This window comes from Shewanella litorisediminis (assembly GCF_016834455.1).
Classification (GTDB): Bacteria; Pseudomonadota; Gammaproteobacteria; order Enterobacterales; family Shewanellaceae; genus Shewanella; species Shewanella litorisediminis.
Genome location: NZ_CP069213.1, coordinates 980,126 through 1,004,858 on the forward strand (window position 1 = coordinate 980,126; position 24,733 = coordinate 1,004,858).

Below are 24,733 nucleotides of genomic sequence, written 5' to 3' on the forward strand. Positions count from 1 at the left end.
TAAAAGGCACCCGCGTGGGGTGCCTTTTAATTCAATGGATTATTACACTTTTAACGAGTCCATACCCAATTTTCAATGTGAGCGGGATCTACGCCATTGGCTTTAATATAATTTTTGTGGTCAACCAAACGTTGTAGCATATCAGTGGTAATAGCCACATGTTGGGTTTCATCGATAATACCCTGCTGGAACAATTTGTAGGCCATATCGATTACCAGGTGATAGCGAGAAGTGCCATTTCGCACGCCCATATCGAATGGGGTGGTGGTTGAACCTTCCTCTTCATAGCCCTTGATACGGAATCTATGGCTGCCTTTGTAATCGAATACCAGCTTCTTGATGGTGTTTGGATAACCGTGGTAATTGAATACTACGCCTTTATCTTTGGTAAAGATTTCATCCATCATCCAGGGCTTCTGCTGGAACTTGCGACTACCCAGACCATTGGAGTTAAGCTCTGACACGCTCACGAAGCGTACTCTGACCCTTGGAAGCAACTCACGGATCAGCACCAGTGATGCCATACACTCCTGAGTGGCGTAGTCGCCACAACCGGCCAGTACCACGTCAGGGTTATCATCCGAGGCGAAATCCCAAATCATCAAACCATCTTTGGCCTGACGGCGGGCTTCATCGAGCGTCAGCCACTGAGGCAGCTCCTTCTTACCTGCAACAATGATGTTGAGCTTGTCGCGGTCGGCATAGGCGCGCTCGGTATAAACCAGAGTGCTGTTGGCATCAGCTGGCAGATAGGCAGAAATGATTTCTGGGTGCTTTTCCAGCATGGCGCCGAGGAAGCTCGGATTCTGGTGCGAATAGCCGTTGTGGTCCTGGCGCTCAAGCAGCGAAGACAGTACCACGTTGCAAGATGGCAAGGGCTTACGGAAATGCACGCCCTGGCTTGCGTAAACGTATTTACAGTATTGGTCCGCCATGGAAGACACCACCTGTGAGAAGGCCTCATAGGTAGGGAACATGCCGTGACGACCCGTTACAGTGTAACCGTGCATCATGCCGAACAGCAGGTTTTCGGACAGCAGCTCCAGCACACGACCGTCGCGGCTCATGTCTTGATCCCAACTCTCGATAGGCCACTGCCAGGCGCGGTCTGTTTCTTCAAACACGGCTTGCAGCTGGTTGGAGTAAGTTTCATCCGGGCTGAAGATACGGAGGTTGCGCTGATCGCGGTTGAGCTTAAAGGCTTCACGCATCCACTCGCCCATCTTATTCATGGAGTAACCGCGGTGACCCCTTGGTACTTCTGCGCCGTACGCCAATTTGGTCAGATCTGGATTGGTCAGGGCGCGGACAACCTCGCCGCCGTAGGACAGACGTTGACGACCACAGCTCAGCTCTTTGGGCGGGATCAATGATTTGATGTCGGCGTCGAACTCCAGCTCACCCTTGTCGGTTACGCTGCAAAGCTCAGCAAACCCATAGCTTGCCAGCCAATTATCCAGGGCTTCGAGGTGACCTTTATCAGTGGCGCATTTGTTAACGATAACCTGGTGCGACTCGCAGTTGCCCTCAAGTTTCTTACCCTTGTCTTCGGCAACACCAGTCCAACCTTTTGCAGTGCGCATCAGGATCACCGGCCAGCGTGGTTTACAAACGTCTTCGCCATTACGGGCACGGGTTTGGATGTCGTTAATCATCTCATAGGAAAGGTCCATGGCTTTGACCATCTGCTCATAGACATCTTCTTCCTGTTGGTCATCCACAATAATCGGGTGATACCCCAAACCACGGAATTCAAGATCCAGTTCTTCATGACTCATGCGACCCATGCGGGTCGGGCCTGAGATTTTATAGCCGTTAATGTGCACAATCGGCAGTACGGCACCGCAAGTTGCAGGGTTCACCAGTCGGTTGGCGTACCAGGATGCAGCCAATGGGCCGGTTTCGGATTCACCATCACCCACGAGAACTGTGGCAATCAAATCCGGATTGTCCAGTACGGCACCAAAACCCACAGACAAGGAATAACCCAGCTCACCACCTTCGAGGATCTGACCTGGTGCTTCTGGGTTTGCATGTGAAGGATAACCATAAGCAGCTGAAAATTTCTTACAGATATCTTCGATGCCGGTTTCATTGTAGGGGATGGTTTCGGGGTAGAAGTGGCTCAGAGAGCCTTCGATAAACAGGTTGGCCTGAACAGCGGGGAAACCATGGCCGGGACCAACCAAATAAAGAAACGGACGCTTGTGTTTTACGATGAGACGGTTGACGTTAGCATACACAAAGTTGATGCCGGGACAGGTACCCCAGTGACCCAGCAGCCTTGGCTTGATGTCGGTATGAACCAGTGGGCGTTTGTGTAACACATTCTGCTTGAGATAAATCTGCGAGGTAGCCAGAAAGTTGGTGGCACGCACAAATTTTTTCAGTGCGGTGATTTCTTGCTGTTGAGTCATCATAAGCCTCTCGATGCTTAAAATGGTTAAGTGGAAACTGTTTTCTTGGGAGTTACTATATTTGTAATTTTTTTACAAAAATGTGCCCCACATCCAAATTCACAAAGTTGATCTCACTAATGTTCACATCTTGTATAGCTATGTATTGTTTGTTAATCGAGTTTTAACAGTATCTTATACTCGTATTTCTGCCGTGATTCGCATGTCGTATAAATGCTCAACCGTGAGCTTGATCACGAGTTTTTTTTGAAATACTGTGCTACTTTGCCGCGTCCAATGGGCATCCGATTGTTGTAAGTGGCTCTGAAATTGAGCCACATTTAGGGAATTATTTAAAAAATTTACAGCTATTCATGGGCTTAAGCCGAAGCTTAAGCACTGTTGCAGCAGCGGCGAAAGAAAGGGAAGCATCGCCACTGCAGGAAGGAAGACGAACAAGACTATGTTAGAAACTATTGTTAATTTTCTTAACGCCCTGCTGTGGGGCAAGCTGCTGGTTTACGGACTGGTAGGCGCAGGGCTTTACTTCACGGTTCGCCTGGCCTTTATTCAACTGACTCACTTTAAACATGGCATCAAGGTGATGACCATCAGTCGTCAGGGAGGAGACGGTGGCTTGTCTTCTTTCCAGGTATTCTGTACCAGCATGGCCGCGCGTGTCGGCGCAGGCAATATGGCCGGTGTTGCCGTTGCCATTGGTACAGCAGGACCCGGCGCCGTCTTCTGGATGTGGGCCATAGCGGTGCTCGGCATGGCAACGGCCATGATTGAATCGACCCTGGCACAGGTTTACAAGGTTAAAGATGAAGACGGGCAGTTCCGTGGTGGCCCAGCCTATTATATGGAGAAGGGACTGGGGCAACGCTGGATGGGGGCGCTGTTCTCCATCTTCCTGATCTTGGCGTTTGGTTTGGTATTCAACGCTGTGCAGGCCAATACCATTACCGGTGCCCTTGAGAGGGTGTTTGGTTTTGAACCTCTCTATGTAGGCCTTGGCATTGTGGTGGCCAGCGGATTCGTCATTATGGGCGGTCTTCGCAAAGTGGCGCGGGTATCTGAAATCGTTGTGCCCTTTATGGCGCTGGTCTATCTGCTCATAGCCTCAGTGGTTGTGGTGGTTAACCTCGACAAGCTGCCAGAAGTATTCAGCCTGATAATCAATAGTGCCTTTGGTTGGCAAGAAGCCGTTGCCGGTGGTGTTGCCTACAGCGTGGCACAGGCGATGCAGGCCGGTATTGCCCGTGGCCTTTTCTCCAACGAAGCCGGTATGGGCAGTGCAGCCAACGTGGCGGCCAGTGCAACGCCCAATCCAAATCATCCAGCGTCCCAGGGATTTGTGCAAATGATGGGGGTGTTTGTAGACACTCTGGTGATCTGTACTGCCACTGCGGCCATCATTTTGCTGGCCGGTGACATGGGGGCAGAAAGCGATGGCATTAAACTCACCATCGATGCCCTGACCAGCCATGTTGGTGATTGGGGTGGTGCCTTTATCGCGTTTGCCATTTTTCTGTTCTGCTTTACTTCCATTATTGCCAACTATTCCTATGCCGAAACCAACGTGATGTTTCTGTCCGGCAACCGTAAAACGGCATTGCCGCTGTTCAGGTTACTGGTGCTGGGCATGGTGATGTTTGGCGCCATGGCAAAGATCAGCCTGGTGTGGGATCTTGCAGACGTTTCCATGGGCTTGATGGCCATAGTGAATATCATTGCACTGGTGCTGCTGTCCGGTCTTGCTATCAGGGTTATCGATGATTATCGGGAGCAGCTGAAAAAAGGCGATATGCCGGTATTCGACAGAAGTAAGTTTCCCGAACTCGATGGACAGGTGGAAACCGATATCTGGCCCGAGAATACCAAAGCCAAGCCTACCGAAGCCTGAGCCGGTTAGCCCAATCTAAAAAACCACGCCACTGCGGCGTGGTTTTTTTATGTCTCTTGGGTATCATAAGGCTTAACTGAACTGATGCGAGAGACCCATGCTGGTTGTAATTTCCCCTGCCAAAACATTGGATTATGAAAATCCCGCGCTCGTAAAACAGTACACGTTACCGGAGCTGGTGAGCCACAGCGCTGAGCTGATAGAAGTGTGCAAGCGCTTAACACCGGCAGACATAGCATCTTTGATGTCTGTGAGTGACAAGATTGCCGGGCTGAATGCCGCCAGATTTGCTTCCTGGACGCCGTCCTTTTCATTGGAAAACGCCAAGCAGGCACTGTTTGCTTTTCGTGGAGATGTCTACACCGGATTGGATGCAGACACCCTGAGCAACGAAGAGCTTGACTATGCCCAGTCACATCTGCGGATGCTTTCAGGTTTGTATGGCGTGCTTAAACCGCTGGACTTGATGCAGGCCTATCGTCTCGAAATGGGCACAGCCCTTGGCAATGGCCGTGGTAAAAATCTGTATGAATTTTGGGACAATATCATTACGGATAAACTGAACGAGGCGCTTGCGGCCCAGGGCGATGATATTTTGGTTAACCTTGCGTCCAATGAATACTTCAAGGCGGTGAAAGCCAAAGGAATTCAAGGAACCTTGGTCACCCCTGTGTTTAAGGATGCCAAAAACGGTCAGTACAAGATCATCAGTTTTTACGCCAAGAAGGCCCGCGGTATGATGGCGCGCTTTATCCTGGCCACCCGGCCAAAGACCCTGGAAGATTTGAAAGGGTTTGATTACGATGGATATTATTACAGCCCAGAGCAGTCAACTCCCAACGCGCCTGTGTTTTTGCGGGAAGAGCGCTGAAGTGGCGAGGAGGAAGTAAAAACGCGGCCTCAGGCCGCGTTTTTCATGAACTAAAACCTCAGAATTATTCCTTGGGGGGCAAGGGTCTCAGTTCTACATCGCTGTTGGCCACCATCCAGGCGAACTGTGCATATACGGCGACGTTTTGTGCCAGCGCCTCAGGGTTAATCTTGTCCAGTGTATCGTTAGGGGTGTGGTGATAGTCGAAGTAGTCAGTGCCGTCTTGACGAAGTGATGCCACAGGTACCCCGAGAGCGGGCAGCATGGATACATCGGGGCCACCAGAGGCCTTGTTATTACCCGCTGCTACGCCGAGTGTGCCTGCAACCTTCATCGCGCTGACCAAGGGCATATGAGCCGCATCGGCAACCCGCCAGTCTATTTGGTAGATAGGGCCAGCGCCAAAGTCTGATTCGGCCGCGATATAGTGTTTCTCAAGCTCGGCTTCGTGGGCCTTGGCATAGGTTTTTCCGCCCAACAATCCCAGCTCTTCTGCGGCATAAAGTACTACGCGAATGGTACGGGCCGGCTTTTGTTGCAGGTCGAGAATGTGTTTGGCTGCGGCTGTCACTATGGCTACGCCGGCGCCGTCATCGATGGCGCCTGTCCCCTCGTCCCAGGAATCAAGGTGTGCACCAATCAAGACAATCTCATCGGCCTTGGTGCTGCCTTTGACTTCGGCTATCACATTGTAAGACGTGGTTTCACCGCGGCGCTCTGAGCCCAACTCCAAAGAAATCACGACTTCCCTATCGCGCTTAAGCATGGCATTAATCAAGTCGGCATCCGGGTTGGAGATGGCTGCGGCCGGAATGGCGGTAACGCCTTCCTTGTAACGCATCATACCTGTGTGGGCCATGCGGTCGTGATCTGTGCCGATGGAGCGAATGATGATACCAACGGCCCCTTTTTCTGCCGCTGCAATGGCTCCACTGCTACGGCCCGAAGCGGTTTGGCCATAGCCATTTCCATCTCGATGTCTTTCTGTTTTGGCATCAATAAAGGCGATTTTGCCTTCAAGGATACCAGCCTCAGCTTTTTGTAAGTCTTTCAGGTTGTCAAAACGCACTATGGCAGCGTTCAGTCCTTCAGGGGGCGTGGCAACACTGCCGCCCAGAGCAGTCAATACCATGGGTTGAGGGAAGGGACTCACAATACTGGCTTTGGCGATACCCCTGTGCCACACCGGGACAGTTACAGGCTCCTTGTAAACTCTGTCAAATCCTAGGCTCTGCAGCTTTGCGATGGCCCAATCTACAGCGACCTTATCCTGAACGCTGCCCGCAAGTCTGGGGCCCACTTCAACTGTCAAAGATTCCACGATGTCATAACCAAGGGGAGAAGACAGGGCTTTTTGTGCCAGTTGTTCTGCAACTTTCTGATTTATATCGTCCGATGAAAATGCGCCCCAAGGGGCTGTGATAGCAATCAGGCCGAGTCCAGCCAGAAGCTTAGGTAGGGTTTTCATGTGTTTCCTCTATTTTTATTAGGTACGTCTCATTTTTGAAAACAATCTAACAAAAAGTGTGGGCTGTGTCCCGACGAAGTCTGTAAGCCAAGGCTATATTAGGCTCGGGGTTTGTATTAGGAGAATATGCTCGTAATGAATATTGAATTAATGCAGGAGCGAGCTGATCATGCGGTAGTGCTGTTAAAGGCGCTGGCCAATGAGCGTCGGTTGTTCATCCTGTGCCATCTGCTCAACGAAGGCGAGATGTGCGTTGGAGAAATGAACAAAAAACTTGGGTTAAGTCAGTCGGCACTGTCGCAGCACCTGGCTTGGCTCAGGAAGGATAATCTGGTCTCGACCCGTAAGGAAGCTCAGACGGTATTCTACTCGTTGAAAAGTGACGAGGTGAAAGAAATGATCAAGCTGCTCAATAACATTTATTGCCATTGAACAGACATAAAAAAACCGGCCTGAGCCGGTTTTTTTATGTCTTGCTGGCAGCGATTAAGCAGCCAGAGCCTTGATACGGGCGTTCAGACGAGCCTTTTGACGGGCAGCCTTGTTCTTGTGGATCAGGCCTTTGGTAGCCATACGGTCAACGATAGGCTGAGCAACGGCGAAGGCTTCAGTAGCAGCTTTGTGATCACCGGTTTTGATGGCGGCGATAACTTTCTTCACGTAGGTACGCAGCATTGAGCGACGGCTGGCGTTGTGCTGACGACGCTTTTCAGATTGAATAGCGCGTTTCTTTGCAGTCTTGCTGTTAGCCAAGGTGCAACTCCTAAAAACTTGGGATTAATACTTTTAAAGGCCGAGGAATATGCCCGTATTTTGCCACTTTGTCAATGGCAATGGTGGAATATCCGCCATTAAGGCAAATAAATCCAACCCGACTTGGCTATCTTCAACCCAACTCGTGTAAAATGTGGCGCAATTCTACCAGCAAATACTGTCGTATGACAGAGCCGGAAGCGTTTTTTTCCAAGATATCACCCGCATTTTCCGGTCCTTCCCAGGGGGCAAATTGAGTAAAAAATTACTGAAGTCGGGGTTGGTCGTTAGTGCCATGACCTTAATCTCCCGCGTATTGGGCCTTGTCAGGGATATGGTGGTTGCCAACCTGATGGGAGCAGGGGCCAGTGCGGATGTGTTCTTTTTTGCCAATAAAATCCCGAATTTTTTGCGCCGTTTGTTTGCCGAAGGGGCCTTTGCTCAGGCGTTTGTCCCGGTATTAACGGAATATCAGGAAAAGCGCAGCAGTGAAGAAACCCGTGAGCTCCTGTCTAAAGTGGCGGGTACCCTGGGGGGATTGGTCACCATAGTTACCCTGCTTGGTGTGATTGGCTCCCCCATTCTGGCTGCTCTCTTTGGCGGCGGCTGGTTTCTGGATTGGCTCGAAGGTGGTGAAAATGGTGCCAAGTTTGAACTTGCGGCCCTGATGTTGAAGATCACCTTTCCTTATTTATGGTTTATCACCTTTACTGCGCTGGCGGGCTCTATCCTAAACACCCGCGGTCGCTTCGCCGTGTCTGCCTTTACGCCGGTCTTCCTGAATATCGCCATTATCGCCTTTGCCCTGTGGCTGTCGCCCCGGCTTGAACAGCCTGAAATCGGGCTTGCATGGGGCGTATTTGCCGGCGGCCTTATCCAGTTCCTGTTCCAAATTCCGTTCTTGTACCGCGAGCGTGCCTTGGTTAGGCCTTCCTGGGGCTGGCATCACCCGGGGGTCACTAAGATCCGTACCCTGATGATTCCGGCGTTGTTTGGCGTCTCTGTGTCGCAGATTAATCTGTTGTTCGACACCTTTATTGCCAGCTTTTTGATGACAGGCTCCATCAGCTGGCTTTACTACTCCGACCGTTTGCTTGAGTTCCCCCTGGGGCTCTTTGGCATTGCTATCGCCACTGTGGTGTTGCCTGCGCTGTCGAAAAAACATGTGAACGCTGAAGGCGATGGTTTTGCCTCGACCATGGATTGGGGCGTGCGCGCGATAGTGCTCTTGGGCATGCCTGCCATGATTGGTCTGATTGTGCTTGCCAAACCCATGTTGATGGTGCTCTTTATGCGCGGCGCCTTTGATATTTCCGATGTGGAAATGGCGTCTTACAGCTTGATGGCCTATGGTGCTGGTCTGCTTAACTTTATGTTGATTAAGGTGTTGGCCCCCGGTTATTACTCCCGTCAGGACACCAAAACACCGGTTCGATATGGCATAGTGGCCATGGTCAGCAATATGGTGTTCAACATCATTTTTGCAGTGCCCTTTGGTTATGTGGGGCTGGCCATTGCCACCTCGCTGTCGGCGCTGCTCAATGCCGTACTGCTTTATCGTGGGCTGCATAAGGCCGGCGTATATAAGGTGGCGAAGACTACAATGGTGTTTTTTGCCAAGGTGGCGGTATCTACCCTCGCTATGGGGGCGCTTCTGTGGTATCTGTTGCCCACTCAGGGCGTGTGGCTCGAGTGGCATATTGGTGAGCGCGCCGGTGCTCTTGCGGGCTATATAGGTCTGGGAGCTATGGTCTATGGGGTATCGCTTATTCTGCTGGGGATTAAGCCCTGGCAGATGAAACGCGCCCGCAAGGGCTGATTCTCTGCGTCAGCTGAGATATAATCCGCCAATTTACGCACGCCAGTTGTCAGGTCACATGGAATTAATCCGCGGAATTCACAATATCTTGCCCGCCCATCGGGGATGTGTGCTAACCATCGGCAATTTTGACGGTGTCCATCGTGGGCACGCTAAAGTCATTGCCAGTCTGGTTGAGCGGGCGACGCATTTTGGATTGCCGGCGACTCTGATGACCTTTGAGCCCCAGCCGCAGGAATTGTTCCGCGGTGACGATGCGCCAGCCAGGCTCAGTTTACTGCGCGATAAAATCGCCCTGCTGGGTGAGCTTGGCATCGACCGCTTGCTGTGCGTTAACTTCAACCGCCATTTTGCCTCCATGGATCCTGAGTTTTTTATCGAAGATCTGCTGGTACGCAGGCTTGGCGTGAAATATCTGGTGGTCGGCGATGACTTTTGTTTTGGCAAAAGCCGCGCCGGTAACTTTGACATGCTGAAAAAAGCCGGCGAGCGCTTTGGCTTTGCCGTGGTGAACACCCATTCGTTTACGGTGGGCGATTTACGGGTGAGTTCTACCGCCGTGCGGGAGCAGCTCGCCAAGGGCAATCTGGAGCAGGCAAGACGGCTGCTTGGCCATCCTTTTACCCTCTGTGGTCGGGTGGCCCACGGGCAAAAGATTGGCCGTACAATTGGCTTTCCCACCGCCAATATTGCACTTAAGCGGAAAGTGGTGCCGGTGCGCGGTGTATTCGCCGTAAAGCTGTGGTGGGACGGCAGTGATATATATGAAGGGGTTGCCAATGTGGGCTTCAGGCCCACAGTGAACGGACAGGTGTGCCAGCTTGAGGTGCATCTGTTTGACTTTGAAGGCGACCTCTATGGCAAGCGGGTGGAAGTGGAGCTGGTGGCGAAAATTCGCGACGAGCAGCCCTTTGAATCACTCGAGGCCCTCAAAAAACAGATTTGGAACGACGCCGACAGAGCCAAGGCTCTGCTTGGTGACGATGCAGGTTAAGCAAAACGCTAAAACTATTTGGCAATTAACGGTATAGGATCGATGAGCGACTATAAATCTACTTTGAATTTGCCGGAAACTGAGTTTCCGATGCGTGGGAATCTGGCTAATCGCGAGCCCGCAATGCTTGAGCGCTGGAACAAGGACAAGCTGTATCAGCAGATCCGTGACAGCCGCATTGGCCGCATGCCATTTATCCTGCACGATGGCCCCCCGTACGCCAACGGCAGCATTCACATTGGTCACTCTGTAAACAAGATCCTCAAAGACATCATTATCAAGTCCAAAACCATGGCGGGCTTCGACGCTCCTTATGTGCCGGGTTGGGACTGTCACGGCCTGCCAATCGAGCTCAAAGTAGAACAGAAAGTAGGCAAGCCTGGTCAGAAGATCTCTGCCGCCGAATTCCGTGAAGAGTGCCGCAAGTATGCAGCCGCTCAGGTTGATGGTCAGCGCGAAGACTTTATCCGTCTGGGCGTGCTGGGTGACTGGGACAAACCATACCTGACCATGGACTTTGCCACTGAAGCCAACATCGTACGCTCACTGGCAAAAGTTATCTCCAATGGTCACCTGCAAAAAGGTGTGAAGCCGGTGCACTGGTGTACCGACTGTGGCTCAGCGCTGGCGGAAGCCGAAGTGGAGTACGAAGACAAGACCTCTCCAGCCATCGACGTAGGTTTCAACGTGGTTGATAAGTCTGCGCTGCTGGCCAAGTTTGGCGTAGCCCAGTACGGCCACGACATCGCCATGGTGATCTGGACTACCACCCCGTGGACACTGCCTGCCAACCGCGCGCTGGCTGTCTCTGCTGACCTTGACTATGTGCTGGTGTCTTTCACCAAAGAAGACGTTACCCGCGCCATTGTGGTGGCCGATGTACTGCACGAAGACTGCGTGAAGCGTTTTGGCGCCGAGTCATTCGACGTGCTGGGCCGCCTAAAAGGCAGCGAGCTTGAGCTGATGCGCTTTGCTCACCCATTCCTCGATTTCGACGTGCCTGTGATTTTGGGCGACCACGTGACCACTGATGCCGGTACTGGCGTGGTTCATACAGCACCTGGCCATGGTCAGGATGACTTTGTGGTGGGTCAGAAGTATGGTCTGGAAGTGGCCAACCCTGTGGGCGACAACGGCGTGTATAAGGCCGATACCCCTTTCTTTGCCGGTCAGCATGTATTTAAAGCCAACGACAACGTGGTTGCGCTTTTGAAAGAAAAAGGCGCGCTGCTCAACCACGTGGCTTACCGTCACAGCTACCCACATTGCTGGCGCCACAAGACCCCAATCATTTTCCGTGCTACCCCGCAGTGGTTTATCTCCATGGATAATCAGGGTCTGCGCAGCACAGCATTGGGCGAAATCCAAAACACCCAGTGGATCCCAGACTGGGGTCAGAGCCGCATCGAAACCATGGTGGCCAACCGTCCTGACTGGTGTATCTCCCGTCAGCGTACCTGGGGCGTGCCTATTACCTTGTTTGTAAATAAGGAAACCGACGAGCTGCACCCTGATTCAGTCTCCCTGATGGAGCGCGTGGCGCACCGCATCGAGCAGCAGGGCATTCAGGCCTGGTGGGATCTGGACGCTGCCGAGCTGTTGGGTGATGAAGCCGACCAGTATCGCAAAGTGACCGATACGCTGGACGTCTGGTATGACTCAGGTTCGACCTTCGAAACCGTGGTAGCTGCCCGTCCTGAGTTCCAGGGCCATGGCGTGGATCTGTACCTGGAAGGCTCGGATCAGCACCGCGGCTGGTTTATGTCGTCGCTGATGCTATCTACCGCCATGCATGCCAAGGCGCCTTACAAACAGGTGCTGACCCACGGCTTTACCGTGGATGGCAAGGGGCGCAAGATGTCCAAGTCCATAGGCAACGTGATTGCACCCCAGGAAGTGACCAACAAGCTAGGCGCCGATATTCTGCGTCTGTGGGTGGCTGCCACCGATTACAGCGGTGAGATGAGCGTGTCGGACGAAATTCTTAACCGCGCCGCCGATTCTTATCGCCGTATCCGCAACACAGGTCGTTTCCTGCTGGCCAACATCAATGGCTTCAATCCCGAAACCGACATGGTTGACGTGGCCGACATGGTAGCGCTGGATCGCTGGATGGTGCGTCGTGCTGCCAAGGTGCAAAGCGAAATCATCGCCGCTTACGAGCAGTACAACTTCCATATGGTTACCCATAAGCTGATGCAGTTCTGTTCGGTAGAGCTCGGCAGCTTCTATCTGGACATTATCAAGGACCGTCAGTACACCGCCAAGCGTGAAAGCCATGCCCGTCGCAGTTGTCAGTCTGCGCTGTTCCACATTGCCGAAGCCATGGTGCGCTGGATTGCTCCGGTGCTGAGCTTCACTGCTGATGAAATCTGGCAGTTGCTGCCCGGCAAGCGTGACGCCTATGTGTTCACCCAGGAATGGTATGACGGCCTGGCGTCGGTAACCCTGGAAAGCGACCTGGCCGACAGCCACTGGGAACTGCTGCTGTCTGTTCGCAACGAAGTGAACAAAGAGATAGAGCAGGCTCGCCGTGACAAGGTGCTGGGTGGTTCGTTGGAAGCAACTGTTACTCTCTATGCCGATGCAGAGCTTGCCGCAAAGGTTGCCGTGCTCGGTGATGAGCTGCGCTTTGTGCTGCTGACGTCAGATGCCAAGGTGCTGCCAATCGATGCTGCGCCTGAATCGGCCGTTGCCACAGAGCTTGCCGGTCTTAAGGTGCTGGTGGCCAAGACTGACGCTGCCAAGTGTGAGCGCTGCTGGCATCACCGTGAGGATGTGGGTTCAGTTGAAGCCCATCCAAGCCTGTGCGGCCGCTGTGTGACCAACATCGAGGGTGAGGGCGAAGCCCGCGCCTTTGCATAAGGATGGCCATGCAACTGAATTGGAAAGAAAGTGGCCTGCGCTGGTATTGGGTAGTGGTGGTGGTGTTTTTGGCCGACCAGCTGTCCAAACAATGGGTGCTGGCCAACTTTGACCTGTATGAGTCGGTCAATCTGCTGCCGTTTTTTAACTTCACCTACGTGCGTAATTACGGCGCGGCATTCAGCTTCCTGCATGATGCAGGGGGCTGGCAGCGCTGGCTGTTTACGTCGGTGGCCGTGGGGTTCAGCGTACTCTTAACCGTCTGGCTGCGCCAGCAGTCGGCAAATATGGTGCGGCTGAATCTGGCTTATACCCTGGTGATAGGCGGAGCGCTCGGTAACCTCGTTGACCGACTGCTTCACGGTTTTGTGGTGGATTTCCTCGATTTCTATTGGAACACTGCCCATTACCCAGCGTTCAATATTGCCGATTCCGCCATCTTTATCGGTGCCGTGCTGATTATTATCGACAGCTTTAAAGCGTCCAGCTCGGATGACAAGGCCATCAAGGAGTAACCCATGAGCCAAAAGTCGTTGCTGTGCCATATGAATATTCTCTTGTCTGACGGTTCTACCGCTGACAGCACCAAGGCGTCGGGTAAGCCTGCTCGCCTGAATGTTGGTGATGGTAGCCTGAGTCCGGCGTTTGAAGCCGAGCTTGGTGCACTTAAGGCAGGTGATGCTCACAAGTTCACCCTGCAGCCACAGGATGCCTTTGGTGATGTGAATCCGGATGCCATTCATCACCTTGACCGCAGCCGCTTCCCCGCTGATATGCAACTCGAAACCGGTGTGATAGTGAGTTTCGCAGGCCCAGGCGGCAGTGAAATCCCCGGTATCATCCGCGATGTGGCTGGCGATTCAGTGACAGTAGATCTTAACCATCCACTGGCCGGACAGGCCGTGACCTTCGAGCTGGAAGTGCTGGAGGAGCTTTGATGACTGGACAGATGAACATTCTGCTCGCCAATCCGCGTGGCTTTTGTGCCGGGGTAGATCGTGCCATCAGCATCGTTGAGCGTGCCCTTGAGCTGTTTTCGCCACCTATCTATGTGCGTCACGAAGTGGTGCATAACCGTTATGTGGTGCAAAACCTTAAAGACCGTGGCGCCATCTTCGTTGAAGAGTTGGATCAGGTGCCCGATAACAGCATAGTGATCTTCTCTGCCCATGGTGTATCGCAGGCCGTTCGCGCCGAGGCCAAAAAACGTGGTCTTAAGGTGTTTGATGCCACCTGCCCACTGGTAACCAAGGTGCATCTGCAGGTAACCCGCGCCAGCCGCAAAGGGGTTGAATGTATCCTGATCGGCCATGAAGGCCATCCGGAAGTGGAAGGCACCATGGGTCAGTACGATAACCCCGAAGGTGGCGTTTATCTGATTGAATCGGTGGAAGACGTCGAAGCGCTTCAGGTGAAAGACCCGGATAACCTGTGCTTCGTGACCCAAACCACGCTGTCGGTTGATGATACCCTGGACATCATTGCGGCGCTGCAGTCGAAGTTCCCGTCTATTGAGGGCCCGCGTAAAGACGATATCTGTTACGCGACCCAGAATCGCCAGGATGCGGTGCGCAGTCTGGCAACTCAGGCCAGGCTCTTTATCGTGGTGGGCTCGAAAAACAGCTCCAACTCCAATCGTCTGCGCGAGCTCGCCGAAAAGTCGGGTGCGCAAGCCTATCTTGTCGACAGTGCCGCTGATGTCAAGGCGGAATGGTTTGCAGGAGTAGATAAAGTGGCTGTGACTGCTGGCGCATCTGCACCGGAAGTGTTGGTGAAGCAGGTTATCGATGCAATTACCCATCTCGCGCCCAGTGTGGTAACTGAGGTAGAGGGTCGGAAGGAAGACGTAGTTTTCGCCGTTCCAGTTGAACTCAGGTGATTGTTTGCTAAGTTAATGTTAAAAAGAGGCCTAAGCCTCTTTTTTTATTGCCAGAAAGTTCTAGGTATAATGTTGTAGCTTTTTAGATGCTATTGTTACTGGCAGCAAACAATCGACTCAACTATGATTAACCAGTATAGTAAACTTTTGGCTTAAGGCTAAGATTTTAAAGGGTTAATTTTAGGTTTGAAAGTCAATAAAATGTCGAATTCCGGAGATTTGACACCAATGAAAAAGTATGGGAAAGGATTTTCCTTAATCGAAGTGATGGTCGCACTGGTAATACTGGTGATCGGCCTTATTGGCATTTTTAATCTACATATTGTTTCCAAGCGCGGTAGCTTCGAATCTTTTCAGCAGACTCAGGCGTCATACTACGCCAACGATATTATCAATCGAATGAAGCTGAACCCGACACAAATAGCTAACTATGCCGGAACCTATAGCGGGACGCCAAGCTCGGTCAGTAAACAGTGTCAGGGTGCTGCTATCTGTTCATCTTCGGAGATGGTTGCTTGGGATTTATATGAATGGCAAACACAATTCAATGGCGCTGCTGAAACCGTTGGAACTCAGAATGTCGGTGGGCTGGATACGCCAACGGCATGTATTGTGATAAATGGGAATAATGTTTCCGTCACTATTGCGTGGAAAGGAATTCGAGAAACGTCAATTGATTCAGCAGTTTCTGATTGTGGTTCAACAACCGCTAATCGACGACTCTATTCACTCCAAACGGTGATTTAATCGGGATGAAGGTTCTAATTATGCGCACTCAGTCAGGGATGTCTCTCGTTGAGTTGATGATAGCACTGGTGATTAGCTTGTTTTTGTCTGCTGGCATTTTCACTATGTTCAGCATGTCAGCTTCGAATGTGACGACCACAAGTCAGTTTAATCAATTGCAAGAAAACGGTCGCATCGCCTTGGCAATTATGGAAAGGGATCTCAGTCAGTTGGCTTTTATGGGTGATATGACAGGAACAGATTTTATTGTAGGGAGTAATACAACCATATCATCTGCTGCTGTGCCAAATGACTGTATTGGTGGTGGAGTAAACAACGCAACGCTTCCCAATGGCACCACATCACATTTTAGGCGGATTTGGGGCTACGAAGCTGGCGTCAGCGGCGATGTTTTCGCGTGCCTTTCTGGGGTAAAAGAAAAAACGGATGTACTGCAGATTAAGCGTTTGGTTGGGCCAAACACACTAGCGCCCAATGTCGCATCTAATCACTACGTTGCAACCACATCAAGCGAAGCTATTTTTTTTACAGGCAACCAGCCCACCCCAACACTGACTAACAGTCGATTTTGGGAGTATCAGCACCATATCTACTATGTAAAAGATGATGGCACTGTTCCCGTTTTAAGAAGAAGAACGTTAACGGTTGCAAATGGAATGAACAACGAAGAGCAACTCGTAGAAGGTATTGAGAATCTGCGAGTTTTATATGGTGTCGATGATGATGGTGATGATATTCCCAATCGATATGTGCCCGTGGGTAGTGTAGATACTGTGATGTGGGATAACCAATCGTTTCAACGGATTGTGGCGCTAAAGCTGTTTTTGCTTGTCCGTGCGGTTGAGAAAGATCCTAGCTATAAAAATGAGACCCAGTATCAGTTGGGTGATAAGACTATTGAAGCGCCGCAAGACAATTATAGACGTAAGGTCATGTCAACCACTGTGATGCTTGAAAATCCTGTGTTGATTAGGAGTTAAACGAGTATGCAGATGAAAAAGCAGAAAGGAATCGTACTATTTTTTGCATTAATCGTTTTGATCATTATGACGGTTATTGGTGTCGCACTGGCTGTAAATTCTACTCAGTCTCTGAGAATGGCAGGGGCTGGTGCCGAGCGCATAGAGGCCAAAGCACTAGCGGATGGTGGAGTTGCGGCGGTACTTCTAAATAAGACACCGGCTTTTTTGGCCACCATGACTGCAATTGATAGTGCAAACTCGTATTCAGGTGGGGCGCAAGTGCTAACACCTCTGCCTTTGGTGGATGATGGCGCAGGCAACTTGGTGGTTCAACCTAAAAATGTGTCATGTCAAAGAAGTGCTGCTGCCAGTGGCACGGACTTGTTTAAATGCCGCCGCATTGAAATCTCGAGCCAAGTAGATTTTGGCCGGGATAATCTAGGTCAGGTTATCGTTGTAACAGGTATTGAGCAGGAAGTGCTCAGCGGGAGCGGATCATGAAGTTCAATCAAATTCTATTTGCTGGCCTGGTTACAGCGTCGGTTTTGCCAGCGCAATCTTTTGCGGATGACACGGATCTCTATCTCAATCCCGCAGCAAACAATGTGCGTCCCCAGGTGCTTATTATTTTTGATAACTCTGGGAGTATGGATACCATAGAAGACGGTGTTCCTGGTGGATACGACCCTGATTATAAACAAGTGGATGGAACTCCTGGATACCCTGCAGTAGGAAGCTCCAATTCCTATCAGGGAAGAATGATTTATTTTACCGTCGGAACCGGAATGGATGAGTCGTCGTTGCCGATTCCGGACAGCCCATCAGAATCAAGGCGCTTTAATGATTTTCTGAATGGCTGCAAAGCGGCTAGAGATGCGCTGAATCAGTATGGCCGTTTCACGGGGTACATCAGAGAGTTTATAACAAGTGGTAAGGGTAAGGGTACTTGGCAGCCTATTAAGGAAAACAGCGGCGCAGAAAGAAATAATCCCATAGATTGTTGGGAGGATATTGAGTTAGGTTACGACAGCAACAATAAAGATGGAAGTGCCTATGATACAGGTTATCCTCTGGGTTACCCGCAAGATAAGGATGTGAACTCTCCATGGAATAACGCTTCCGATGCTCAGAAAACAGCAAAAGAATTAGGGTGGAATAATGGCGAGTTGGTGACGCTCTATACAGATAATTACTTGCGCTGGTATACCCTCTATAAAAATGATTTGTTGCCAATACCGCCTGATGGAGAAGGATTTACGCGTTTAGAAATTGCGAAATCTGCGATATCTGGTGTGATTAGCTCTATTCCCTCCGTAGATTTCGGTTTAGCTGTTTATAACCTTAACTTCCCCGATGAGGGAGATAGTGATGGTGGTCGTATTGTCGCTGGTATTCGAGAGAGAACCGCTGCTGAGAAAGACGCAATGCTTAACACCATCAGTAATTTACCTGCACAAACCAATACGCCGCTTTGTGAAACCTTATTTGAAGCATATCAATACTTTTCTGGTGGTCCAATTACCTTTGGACATGCCGACGCTGACTACAATGGAAAAGATATAAAATATTCTTCAAATAGTCCGATGTACGACACGAGTATAGAAAATGGCGATAGCTATATTTCCCCCTTATCAGAGTGTAATAAAGTCGCTCACATTATTTACATTACAGATGGCGCGCCGGTTTTAGATGAAAGTGCAAATGATTTTATTGAGAAGTTGGGCGGAAAACCGTTTGAGTATAAATCTGCAAGTGGAGATCAGGCTGCCAAAGTAAGTTATTTACCTGCATTGGCTGAATATATGTTTTCCAATGATTTATTGCCAAACGTAGAAAACAAACAGCGTGTTGTGACTCACACCATTGGATTTAGTTTGGGTGAAGACTCTGAAGCTGAACCTTTATTGGTGGAAACGGCCTCTCGCTCTTATTTAATGACTTCTGAAGGTAAGAAAGTTTTTGGGACCTATAGAAGTGCCGATGATGTTGCAGGACTTCAAGAAGCGATTAGTAATATTATCGATTCCATTCCCCAGACTGGCCAGCGATTTTCTGCACCTGGTGTTGCCTTCAGTAATGCTGACCCCACCAGAACTCTGGATTCAGCTTACTATGCGCTCTTCCGCCCTCAGCAAAGTCCGAAGTGGGCCGGTAATTTGAAAAAACTGAAAGTTAATTCATCTGGAACCTTGGTTGATTCTACAGGTAAACCGGCAATTGACAGCTCTGGTGGTATTGCAGAAAGCTCTTGCAGTTTGTGGAGTAACTGTACGGGTGGTAATGATGGGAATGACGTCGTCTTGGGTGGTGCTGCTAGGACGATAGATCCGGATAGCAGAACAATTTTAAGTGATATCGGTTCCGGCGGAGTATTCAGTGAGCTAACACGCTCAAATGCTTCTATTTATGCGGGTGGGGATGAGGCTCTAGCGACCTTTCTCGGATTACCTAAACTAGACGTTGATTCCGAGTTGGTTGCAACATTCGAGTGGATCAAGGGTAAAAATGTTGATAGAGATTCTGAAGGAGCATTGACCTCTGAAGATTTCGCCGGTGTAAGAGGCGATATCATGGGTGATCCGCTTCACTCCCAACCTTTGGCTATCGATTACGGTGGAGATGGTTCGAATGTTCGCATTTTTGTCGGTACAAACCACGGAGCATTGCACGCTTTTAGAGACTCTGGCTCTTCAGTCAGCGAGAGCTGGGCTTTTATGCCTTATCAGCTTCTTCCTAACCTGGCAACCATACGTCGTGACAGCTATTTGGCTGGCCATAGTGTTTATGGCATTGATGGTTCACCTGTAGCTCATATTGAGCGTAATGCTTCTGGCCTGATAACGAAAGCCTGGTTGTTTGTCGGAATGCGTCGGGGAGGGCAAACGTATTATGCGATTAATATTACCAACCCTGACAATCCAGTGTTGATGTGGCAGGTATCCAACAGCTCAACAGGCTTTAATGAGTTGGGGCAGACTTGGTCGACCCCTGTGATTACCAAAATACCTGGCTCAGAAAAACCCGTGGTGATTTTTGGTGGTGGGTATAATCAGGGTTATGATTCCGGTAACGGATCTAATTCTGTTGGTCGTTTAGTTTACCTTGTCGATGCAGAAACAGGTAACTTGATCCATAGCTTTGGTGCCAATGGTAATACCTCACTTACAGGCATTGAAGACTCTATCGTAGGCTCTATAGCTACCTTGGATAGTAATAGTGATGGTTACACAGATCGGCTCTATGCAGCTGATTTGGGCGGCAACGTGTGGCGAATGGATTTGCCTTCTGCGGATAAGAGCTCCTGGAGTGGATTTAAGTTTGCAGAGTTAGGAGGAAGCCTGCCCTCGACCGATCGCAGGTTCTTCTACGAGCCAAGCGTAGCGCAAACGTATTTCACCAATACCACCGAAGTAACTGTGACTGACGAGTCAGGCACTACAACTACGGTAGCGTATCAAAATGTTCCTTATGATGCGGTTACATTGGGATCAGGAAATCGTGCGGATCCTTTGAGTTTAAACGCTGAGGATATGTTTTTTGTATTGCAGGATAGATACGTAGTGTCTCAACAGTTTGGTGATGGTGCTACTGCGATCCCATCTCCAATAACCTTTGGCAATCTTTATGACGTTAGTTCAGCTGCACCCTCAACGGAGGCTGAAAACATTACATTTGGGACAAAGCTAGGCTGGTATTATAATTTCGCGGTTACTGGTGAAAAAAGCTTATCTCCGTCTGTGATTATAAAAGGAAAAGTATACTTTACTTCCTTTATCCCGACCCAACCAGCGGCAGGTCAGAATGTGTGCAGTGTGTCTTCAGTTGGACGTCTTTATACGCTGGATTTACATAAAGGAGCACGTTATACAGAGGGCTATATTATAGACGTATGCGATAACTGTATTCCGCAGCCTCCCAAAATCATTACTCCACCTGCATGTGACTCCAGTGACGAATGTACTCCTGAAGATCTACTAAATCCACCACCACCTGTGCTGATTATAGGCAAAGGTAAATGTGATGAAAATGGTGAGAATTGTACAGGAACAGTGGATCTAGAGTCAGGGCTGACAACTAATAAGATTTATTACCACATTGATGAGTAGCATTGGTATGAATAGTAAGAAAAAATTTGGTTTTACGTTAATAGAGTTGATGATAGTGGTTGCTATTGTCTCTATATTGGCGGCAATAGCTTATCCGTCGTATGTTAACTATGTGACTAAAAGCGCGCGCTCAGAAGGTGTCGCAGCAGTTATGCGTGTAGCGAATTTGCAGGAGCAGTATTATTTGGATAATAGAGCTTACACCACTGATATGACAAAGCTTGGATTAGATGCGAATCCGTTTATTACTAAAAATGGCTATTATGAAATTTCTTCTGACGGAGCGAGCTCATTTACGATTACTGCCAAAGCGATTGGTTCTCAGGCTAATAGAGATTCTGAATGTGCCAACATTACGTTGACATCGTCCGGCGACACGGGATCTTCTGCGGAGTGTTGGAAATGAACAAGACTATTGCTTATCTTTTATTTGCCTTTTCGTTATCATCGGTCGCTCAAGTTGCACACGCTGCAAAACAGGATTACAAATGTTTTGTTGATAGTCTGCCGAAAGGTGAGCGGGTCGTATTCTACCGCTGGGATGAGAATGAGGTGCAGCTGAAAATAGCTCGCTTACCCGGCACCCAATTACAAGACAGTAATGGTAAAAGAGTATACATTAAGAGTGTTGAAGAGTGTGTGCCATTAAATACAACTTTTTCAAGTCCAAAGGCGCAGAGCGTGGATAAGCAAACGTTAAGATAAATTTTCAGTTTAAATAGGTATAAAAAAGCCCCAAAATATGGGGCTTTTTACGTGGCTGCATAAATATGCTAACAAGCGTTGCCGTTGGCACCATAAGACACCAGTCCACTAGTGCTTATTAGAACTGTCTGTGATTCGCTAGCTTTGCCATTCGGGCAATATGTTACTGTGCCTCCAGACGCCAGCCCGTCAGCGGAAAAAGTCATTGAAACTGCAGATGCCTTAACTTTGTCCAGGCCATTAAAACTGTCTATAGCTCTTAGTTCGTGATCAGTGTTAGCTGCATCGGTAACATAGACTCTTATACCGCCACTCCAGTCTGCTGTTGTCCCACAGGAAGTTGCTGAAGCAAAAGAGCATATCTTGACTGTTGCTCCATAACTCACAGCTTGATTGCGTGCGAAAGCAAACAGGTCATGAATCTTCTTAACATTGTTGTCTACCCTCACTTGCTCATATACAGAAGTTAAAGAGGGTACGCCAATAGCTAAGAGTATTGCAGCTACTGCAATGGTGACCATGAGTTCAACTAAGGTAAATCCTTGCTTTGTTCTATGCATCTAAAACTCCTCACTGATACTGTTTGAAAGTATAAGCGAGAAGTTGCCCAATTTCAGTAGAAAAGAGCTCTACCAGCTCAGTGTTGATTTAACAGTTATGCTGGCTTAGGTATAGCATTATTGAGTGCAATCGATATTTTTCTCTGTCGAGATGCGTACTCTGCCTGCCTGATTAATTATCACTGCTTTGGAATAAGGGCTGTCTGCCGAACCTGGGCAGTACTTGAATGTTCCGTTGCTGCCCGATGCGAGTCCATCAGGTTGAAAGCGAGCCGCTGCGCGGTTGTAGAACATAAAGTCACTGCTATCAAAAGAGCCTGTTTGCATCAGTAATTTGTCACTTCCATCTATCTGATTACTAATGCCTGAGTCGGTGAAGACCGCTAGACCCAGGTGCCAGTCATTCGTGCATTGATTGTCTTTTAGTGGGCAAACTGTCACACGAAGTCCATAGCTGATGGCTGTGTTTCTGGCGTATTGCAAGGTTTGTTGAATGACTTTTATCGCGGAATCTGCCCTGTAAGCTTGATGTAATTCAGTAAGTTGAGGGACTCCGATAGTAAGCAATATGGTTACTATCGCGATTGTTATCATTAGCTCAATAAGCGTAAAGCCGTTTTGATGTTTCATAGCAAATCCTTGCTGTTTGTCGTCAATGCGTCCTGCAATGACCTAAACTCGGTTACGACCGAATTAATTGAGTATAGAAGAATTGGTTCAGATTGAGTGGATTCGTATATGTTGTTCTGCTCTAAGAATATTGAATCATTTTACCTCTTCTTCTAATCATTGTAGTGGTAAGCTATTAGCTAACAGACTTTGGGTTAGTGTAAATTTAGGGAGCAGTTGATGAAAAAAGTCGAAGCCATAATCAAGCCTTTTAAGCTGGATGATGTGCGAGAAGCACTGGCTGAAATTGGCATAACCGGTATGACAGTCTCTGAAGTGAAAGGCTTTGGTCGTCAGAAAGGGCACACCGAGTTATACCGTGGTGCGGAGTACATGGTCGACTTTCTGCCCAAGGTAAAGATTGAGCTGGTTATTCAGGATGAGCTTTTGGATCAGGCGTTGGATGTGATAGTGGATACAGCTCGCACTGGCAAGATTGGCGACGGTAAGATTTTTGTTACTGACGTTGAACGGGTCATCCGGATCCGTACTGGCGAAGAAAACGAAGAAGCAGTGTAAAAAAGGGCCGCAAGGCCCTTTTTAGTGTGTTCGGCTGGCACGATTGGTGTTGTAATCGTTCTGTGGTTGATATTTCTTTTTGTTTTGGTGTTTTTGGTTTTATATCCTGGTGTTTTAGTCTTTCTTGAAGTAGCCCTTGTTATTTGAACCTGGCGCCAGCTTGTTTCGCTGTATCGCTGTGATATAAAAGCAAAAAGGAATGTACTGCGGAGAAAAGCTGTGGGCACAAAGCGAATAGTCATTGTAGGCGGTGGGGCAGGGGGGCTCGCATTGGCCTCAAAGTTAGGGCGAAAGCTGGGGCTGAAAAGCAAAGCCGACATCTTGCTCATCGACAGAAGCCCAATTCATATATGGAAGCCGAAGCTGCACGAAGTGGCCGTCGGGGCTATTGATCAATCGATAGAGGGGCTGCTTTATCGCGACCACGGCCTGAAAAATGGTTATCGCTATCAGCGAGGCTCTCTTGAGGCTCTGGACCCGGATGCAAAAACGATACAACTTTCAGCTCTTTACAATGAGCAGCAAGAACTGTTGATGGGCCCCCGCACCATTGAGTATGACTATCTGGTACTGGCGCTTGGCGGTGTTTCCAACAGTTTCAATACGCCCGGCGCCGAGTCTCACTGCATATTTCTCGATAGCCTGCAAAATGCAGAACAATTTCACCGACAATTGCTCGATGGTCTTATGCTCCTTGATGAAACCCAGTCACGCTTGAGCATAGGTATCGTAGGTGCCGGAGCGACTGGTGTTGAGCTCGCCGCTGAACTTCATCATGTTGTCGAATCCGTCAGAGAATTTGGCTATCAGAATATTTCCAAGCAGCACCTGGACATCCATCTTATCGAAGCCGCTCCCAAAATTTTGCCGCAGCTACCCGACAGGGTCAGTGGGCGTGCTCAGGCTGTCCTCGATAAAATAGGTATTCACTTACATCTTGGCGTTCAGGTAAAGGAAGTCACCAAAGAAGGTTTCACCACCCGGGATGGCAACCTTATCAAGGCGGATATCAAGGTGTGGGCCGCAGGGGTTAAAGGCCCGAATGTGTTTTCAGACCTCAGTAAGTTACCTATCACCCCAAGAAATCAGGTTGAAGTGGATGCCTGTATGCGTGTGAAAGGGCACACCGATATTTACGCTTTGGGGGATTGCGCTCAGCTTATCCTGGCGAATGGGAAGGCTGTACCGCCCAGGGCCCAGGCGGCTGCACAAATGGCTGACACCTTATACCACAATATCCTCAGCCGCCTTGCAGGGCAGGCTGAAGTCCCCTTTGAATACCGCGATTACGGCTCTCTGGTGTCGCTCAGTCGATTCTCGGCGGTAGGGAATTTGATGGGGAATTTAAGGCGAGGTGACTTTTTTATCGAGGGGCACGTAGCCCGCTTTATGTACCTCTCCCTATATCACCGTCACCTGTCCAGCTTATTTGGTTGGTTTTCGGCGTTGGTCTATCGATTGGCGCAAAAGCTACTCAGATGGCAGCGGCCCAAGCTGAAGTTGCATTGAGCCGG

The 24,733-nt window shown here is 49.6% G+C and carries 22 protein-coding genes; 17 read left to right on the plus strand and 5 right to left on the minus strand.

Annotation, left to right across the window (positions count from 1 at the left end; translation table 11 throughout):
• Window positions 1–50: 50 nt before the first annotated feature.
• Window positions 51–2,417, minus strand: a complete 2,367-nt coding sequence (locus JQC75_RS04350; protein WP_203326256.1) for a phosphoketolase family protein — start codon at window positions 2,415–2,417, stop codon at window positions 51–53.
• Between the two features lie 442 nt (window positions 2,418–2,859).
• Between JQC75_RS04350 and JQC75_RS04355 the strand changes: the two genes are divergently transcribed.
• Both JQC75_RS04355 and yaaA read left to right on the plus strand, forming a co-directional pair.
• On the plus strand, window positions 2,860–4,302 hold the full coding sequence (locus tag JQC75_RS04355; RefSeq protein WP_203326257.1) for an alanine/glycine:cation symporter family protein: 1,443 nt from the start codon (window positions 2,860–2,862) through the stop codon (window positions 4,300–4,302).
• 97 nt (window positions 4,303–4,399) lie between these two features.
• Window positions 4,400–5,173: a peroxide stress protein YaaA gene (gene yaaA, locus JQC75_RS04360; RefSeq protein ID WP_203326258.1), complete on the plus strand. Its 774-nt coding sequence runs from the start codon at window positions 4,400–4,402 to the stop codon at window positions 5,171–5,173.
• 64 nt (window positions 5,174–5,237) lie between these two features.
• Here the strand turns inward: yaaA and JQC75_RS04365 are convergent, their stop codons facing one another.
• Entirely contained in the window at window positions 5,238–6,641 is a 1,404-nt protein-coding gene (locus JQC75_RS04365) for a M28 family metallopeptidase (protein WP_203326259.1), read from the minus strand.
• Window positions 6,642–6,776: 135 nt separating this feature from the next.
• On the opposite strand from JQC75_RS04365, the gene JQC75_RS04370 reads away from it, so the two are divergent.
• Window positions 6,777–7,073, plus strand: coding sequence for an ArsR/SmtB family transcription factor (locus tag JQC75_RS04370; RefSeq protein WP_203326260.1), 297 nt, complete (start codon window positions 6,777–6,779; stop codon window positions 7,071–7,073).
• Window positions 7,074–7,127: 54 nt separating this feature from the next.
• On the opposite strand, the gene rpsT is transcribed toward JQC75_RS04370, so the two are convergent.
• A complete protein-coding gene (gene rpsT / locus JQC75_RS04375; protein WP_011759037.1) occupies window positions 7,128–7,394 on the minus strand; it encodes a 30S ribosomal protein S20 in 267 nt (88 codons plus the stop codon).
• Window positions 7,395–7,647: 253 nt separating this feature from the next.
• Here rpsT and murJ point away from each other — a divergent pair, with 253 nt between their 5' ends.
• The 12 genes from murJ (at window position 7,648) to JQC75_RS04435 (ending at window position 21,471) form a co-directional block, all read left to right on the plus strand.
• Entirely contained in the window at window positions 7,648–9,213 is a 1,566-nt protein-coding gene (gene murJ, locus JQC75_RS04380; RefSeq protein ID WP_203326261.1) for a murein biosynthesis integral membrane protein MurJ, read from the plus strand.
• Between the two features lie 58 nt (window positions 9,214–9,271).
• Window positions 9,272–10,207 carry a bifunctional riboflavin kinase/FAD synthetase gene (gene ribF / locus JQC75_RS04385; RefSeq protein WP_203326262.1) on the plus strand — a complete coding sequence of 312 codons (936 nt, stop codon included), beginning with the start codon at window positions 9,272–9,274 and terminating at the stop codon, window positions 10,205–10,207.
• Window positions 10,208–10,249: 42 nt separating this feature from the next.
• Entirely contained in the window at window positions 10,250–13,072 is a 2,823-nt protein-coding gene (gene ileS / locus JQC75_RS04390; protein ID WP_203326263.1) for an isoleucine--tRNA ligase, read from the plus strand.
• Between the two features lie 8 nt (window positions 13,073–13,080).
• Window positions 13,081–13,587: a signal peptidase II gene (gene lspA, locus JQC75_RS04395; RefSeq protein ID WP_203326264.1), complete on the plus strand. Its 507-nt coding sequence runs from the start codon at window positions 13,081–13,083 to the stop codon at window positions 13,585–13,587.
• A 3-nt stretch (window positions 13,588–13,590) separates the two neighbouring features.
• Entirely contained in the window at window positions 13,591–14,010 is a 420-nt protein-coding gene (gene fkpB, locus JQC75_RS04400; RefSeq protein WP_203326265.1) for an FKBP-type peptidyl-prolyl cis-trans isomerase, read from the plus strand.
• 11 nt (window positions 14,011–14,021) lie between these two features.
• Window positions 14,022–14,951: a 4-hydroxy-3-methylbut-2-enyl diphosphate reductase gene (gene ispH / locus JQC75_RS04405; protein ID WP_203327118.1), complete on the plus strand. Its 930-nt coding sequence runs from the start codon at window positions 14,022–14,024 to the stop codon at window positions 14,949–14,951.
• A gap of 228 nt (window positions 14,952–15,179) precedes the next feature.
• Window positions 15,180–15,698, plus strand: a complete 519-nt coding sequence (pilV, locus tag JQC75_RS04410) for a type IV pilus modification protein PilV (RefSeq protein WP_203327119.1) — start codon at window positions 15,180–15,182, stop codon at window positions 15,696–15,698.
• Between the two features lie 20 nt (window positions 15,699–15,718).
• Complete coding sequence (locus JQC75_RS04415; RefSeq protein ID WP_239002078.1) at window positions 15,719–16,678, plus strand: PilW family protein; 960 nt, start codon at window positions 15,719–15,721, stop codon at window positions 16,676–16,678.
• A gap of 12 nt (window positions 16,679–16,690) precedes the next feature.
• Window positions 16,691–17,161, plus strand: a complete 471-nt coding sequence (locus JQC75_RS04420) for a pilus assembly PilX family protein (RefSeq protein ID WP_203326267.1) — start codon at window positions 16,691–16,693, stop codon at window positions 17,159–17,161.
• Window positions 17,158–20,766, plus strand: coding sequence for a pilus assembly protein (locus JQC75_RS04425; protein ID WP_203326268.1), 3,609 nt, complete (start codon window positions 17,158–17,160; stop codon window positions 20,764–20,766). The genes JQC75_RS04420 and JQC75_RS04425 overlap by 4 nt, the downstream gene beginning before the upstream one ends.
• Before the next feature lie 7 nt (window positions 20,767–20,773).
• A complete protein-coding gene (locus JQC75_RS04430; RefSeq protein WP_203326269.1) occupies window positions 20,774–21,172 on the plus strand; it encodes a type IV pilin protein in 399 nt (132 codons plus the stop codon).
• The gene (locus JQC75_RS04435) at window positions 21,169–21,471 is read left to right on the plus strand and encodes a TapY2 family type IVa secretion system protein (RefSeq protein WP_203326270.1); all 303 of its coding nucleotides are present in this window, start codon (window positions 21,169–21,171) and stop codon (window positions 21,469–21,471) included. The genes JQC75_RS04430 and JQC75_RS04435 overlap by 4 nt, the downstream gene beginning before the upstream one ends.
• A 68-nt stretch (window positions 21,472–21,539) precedes the next feature.
• Here JQC75_RS04435 and JQC75_RS04440 read toward each other — a convergent pair whose 3' ends face one another.
• A complete protein-coding gene (locus tag JQC75_RS04440; protein ID WP_203326271.1) occupies window positions 21,540–22,031 on the minus strand; it encodes a GspH/FimT family pseudopilin in 492 nt (163 codons plus the stop codon).
• 117 nt (window positions 22,032–22,148) lie between these two features.
• Entirely contained in the window at window positions 22,149–22,661 is a 513-nt protein-coding gene (locus JQC75_RS04445) for a GspH/FimT family pseudopilin (protein WP_203326272.1), read from the minus strand.
• Between the two features lie 219 nt (window positions 22,662–22,880).
• Here JQC75_RS04445 and glnB point away from each other — a divergent pair, with 219 nt between their 5' ends.
• The gene (gene glnB, locus JQC75_RS04450) at window positions 22,881–23,219 is read left to right on the plus strand and encodes a nitrogen regulatory protein P-II (protein ID WP_011759051.1); all 339 of its coding nucleotides are present in this window, start codon (window positions 22,881–22,883) and stop codon (window positions 23,217–23,219) included.
• Window positions 23,220–23,438: 219 nt separating this feature from the next.
• Window positions 23,439–24,728 (plus strand): NAD(P)/FAD-dependent oxidoreductase, encoded by a 1,290-nt coding sequence (locus JQC75_RS04455; protein WP_203326273.1) that lies wholly within the window; start codon window positions 23,439–23,441, stop codon window positions 24,726–24,728.
• Window positions 24,729–24,733: the final 5 nt, after the last annotated feature.

Excerpts from the sequence above, each read along its gene's own strand:
- JQC75_RS04350 (WP_203326256.1), bottom strand. The coding sequence starts at position 2,417 with ATGACTCAACAGCAAGAAATCACCGCACTGAAAAAATTTGTGCGTGCC.
- JQC75_RS04355 (WP_203326257.1), top strand. The coding sequence starts at position 2,860 with ATGTTAGAAACTATTGTTAATTTTCTTAACGCCCTGCTGTGGGGCAAG.
- yaaA (WP_203326258.1), top strand. The coding sequence starts at position 4,400 with ATGCTGGTTGTAATTTCCCCTGCCAAAACATTGGATTATGAAAATCCC.
- JQC75_RS04365 (WP_203326259.1), bottom strand. The coding sequence starts at position 6,641 with ATGAAAACCCTACCTAAGCTTCTGGCTGGACTCGGCCTGATTGCTATC.
- JQC75_RS04370 (WP_203326260.1), top strand. The coding sequence starts at position 6,777 with ATGAATATTGAATTAATGCAGGAGCGAGCTGATCATGCGGTAGTGCTG.
- ribF (WP_203326262.1), top strand. The coding sequence starts at position 9,272 with ATGGAATTAATCCGCGGAATTCACAATATCTTGCCCGCCCATCGGGGA.
- ileS (WP_203326263.1), top strand. The coding sequence starts at position 10,250 with ATGAGCGACTATAAATCTACTTTGAATTTGCCGGAAACTGAGTTTCCG.
- lspA (WP_203326264.1), top strand. The coding sequence starts at position 13,081 with ATGCAACTGAATTGGAAAGAAAGTGGCCTGCGCTGGTATTGGGTAGTG.
- fkpB (WP_203326265.1), top strand. The coding sequence starts at position 13,591 with ATGAGCCAAAAGTCGTTGCTGTGCCATATGAATATTCTCTTGTCTGAC.
- ispH (WP_203327118.1), top strand. The coding sequence starts at position 14,022 with ATGAACATTCTGCTCGCCAATCCGCGTGGCTTTTGTGCCGGGGTAGAT.
- pilV (WP_203327119.1), top strand. The coding sequence starts at position 15,180 with ATGAAAAAGTATGGGAAAGGATTTTCCTTAATCGAAGTGATGGTCGCA.
- JQC75_RS04415 (WP_239002078.1), top strand. The coding sequence starts at position 15,719 with ATGCGCACTCAGTCAGGGATGTCTCTCGTTGAGTTGATGATAGCACTG.
- JQC75_RS04420 (WP_203326267.1), top strand. The coding sequence starts at position 16,691 with ATGAAAAAGCAGAAAGGAATCGTACTATTTTTTGCATTAATCGTTTTG.
- JQC75_RS04425 (WP_203326268.1), top strand. The coding sequence starts at position 17,158 with ATGAAGTTCAATCAAATTCTATTTGCTGGCCTGGTTACAGCGTCGGTT.
- JQC75_RS04430 (WP_203326269.1), top strand. The coding sequence starts at position 20,774 with ATGAATAGTAAGAAAAAATTTGGTTTTACGTTAATAGAGTTGATGATA.
- JQC75_RS04435 (WP_203326270.1), top strand. The coding sequence starts at position 21,169 with ATGAACAAGACTATTGCTTATCTTTTATTTGCCTTTTCGTTATCATCG.
- JQC75_RS04440 (WP_203326271.1), bottom strand. The coding sequence starts at position 22,031 with ATGCATAGAACAAAGCAAGGATTTACCTTAGTTGAACTCATGGTCACC.
- JQC75_RS04445 (WP_203326272.1), bottom strand. The coding sequence starts at position 22,661 with ATGAAACATCAAAACGGCTTTACGCTTATTGAGCTAATGATAACAATC.
- glnB (WP_011759051.1), top strand. The coding sequence starts at position 22,881 with ATGAAAAAAGTCGAAGCCATAATCAAGCCTTTTAAGCTGGATGATGTG.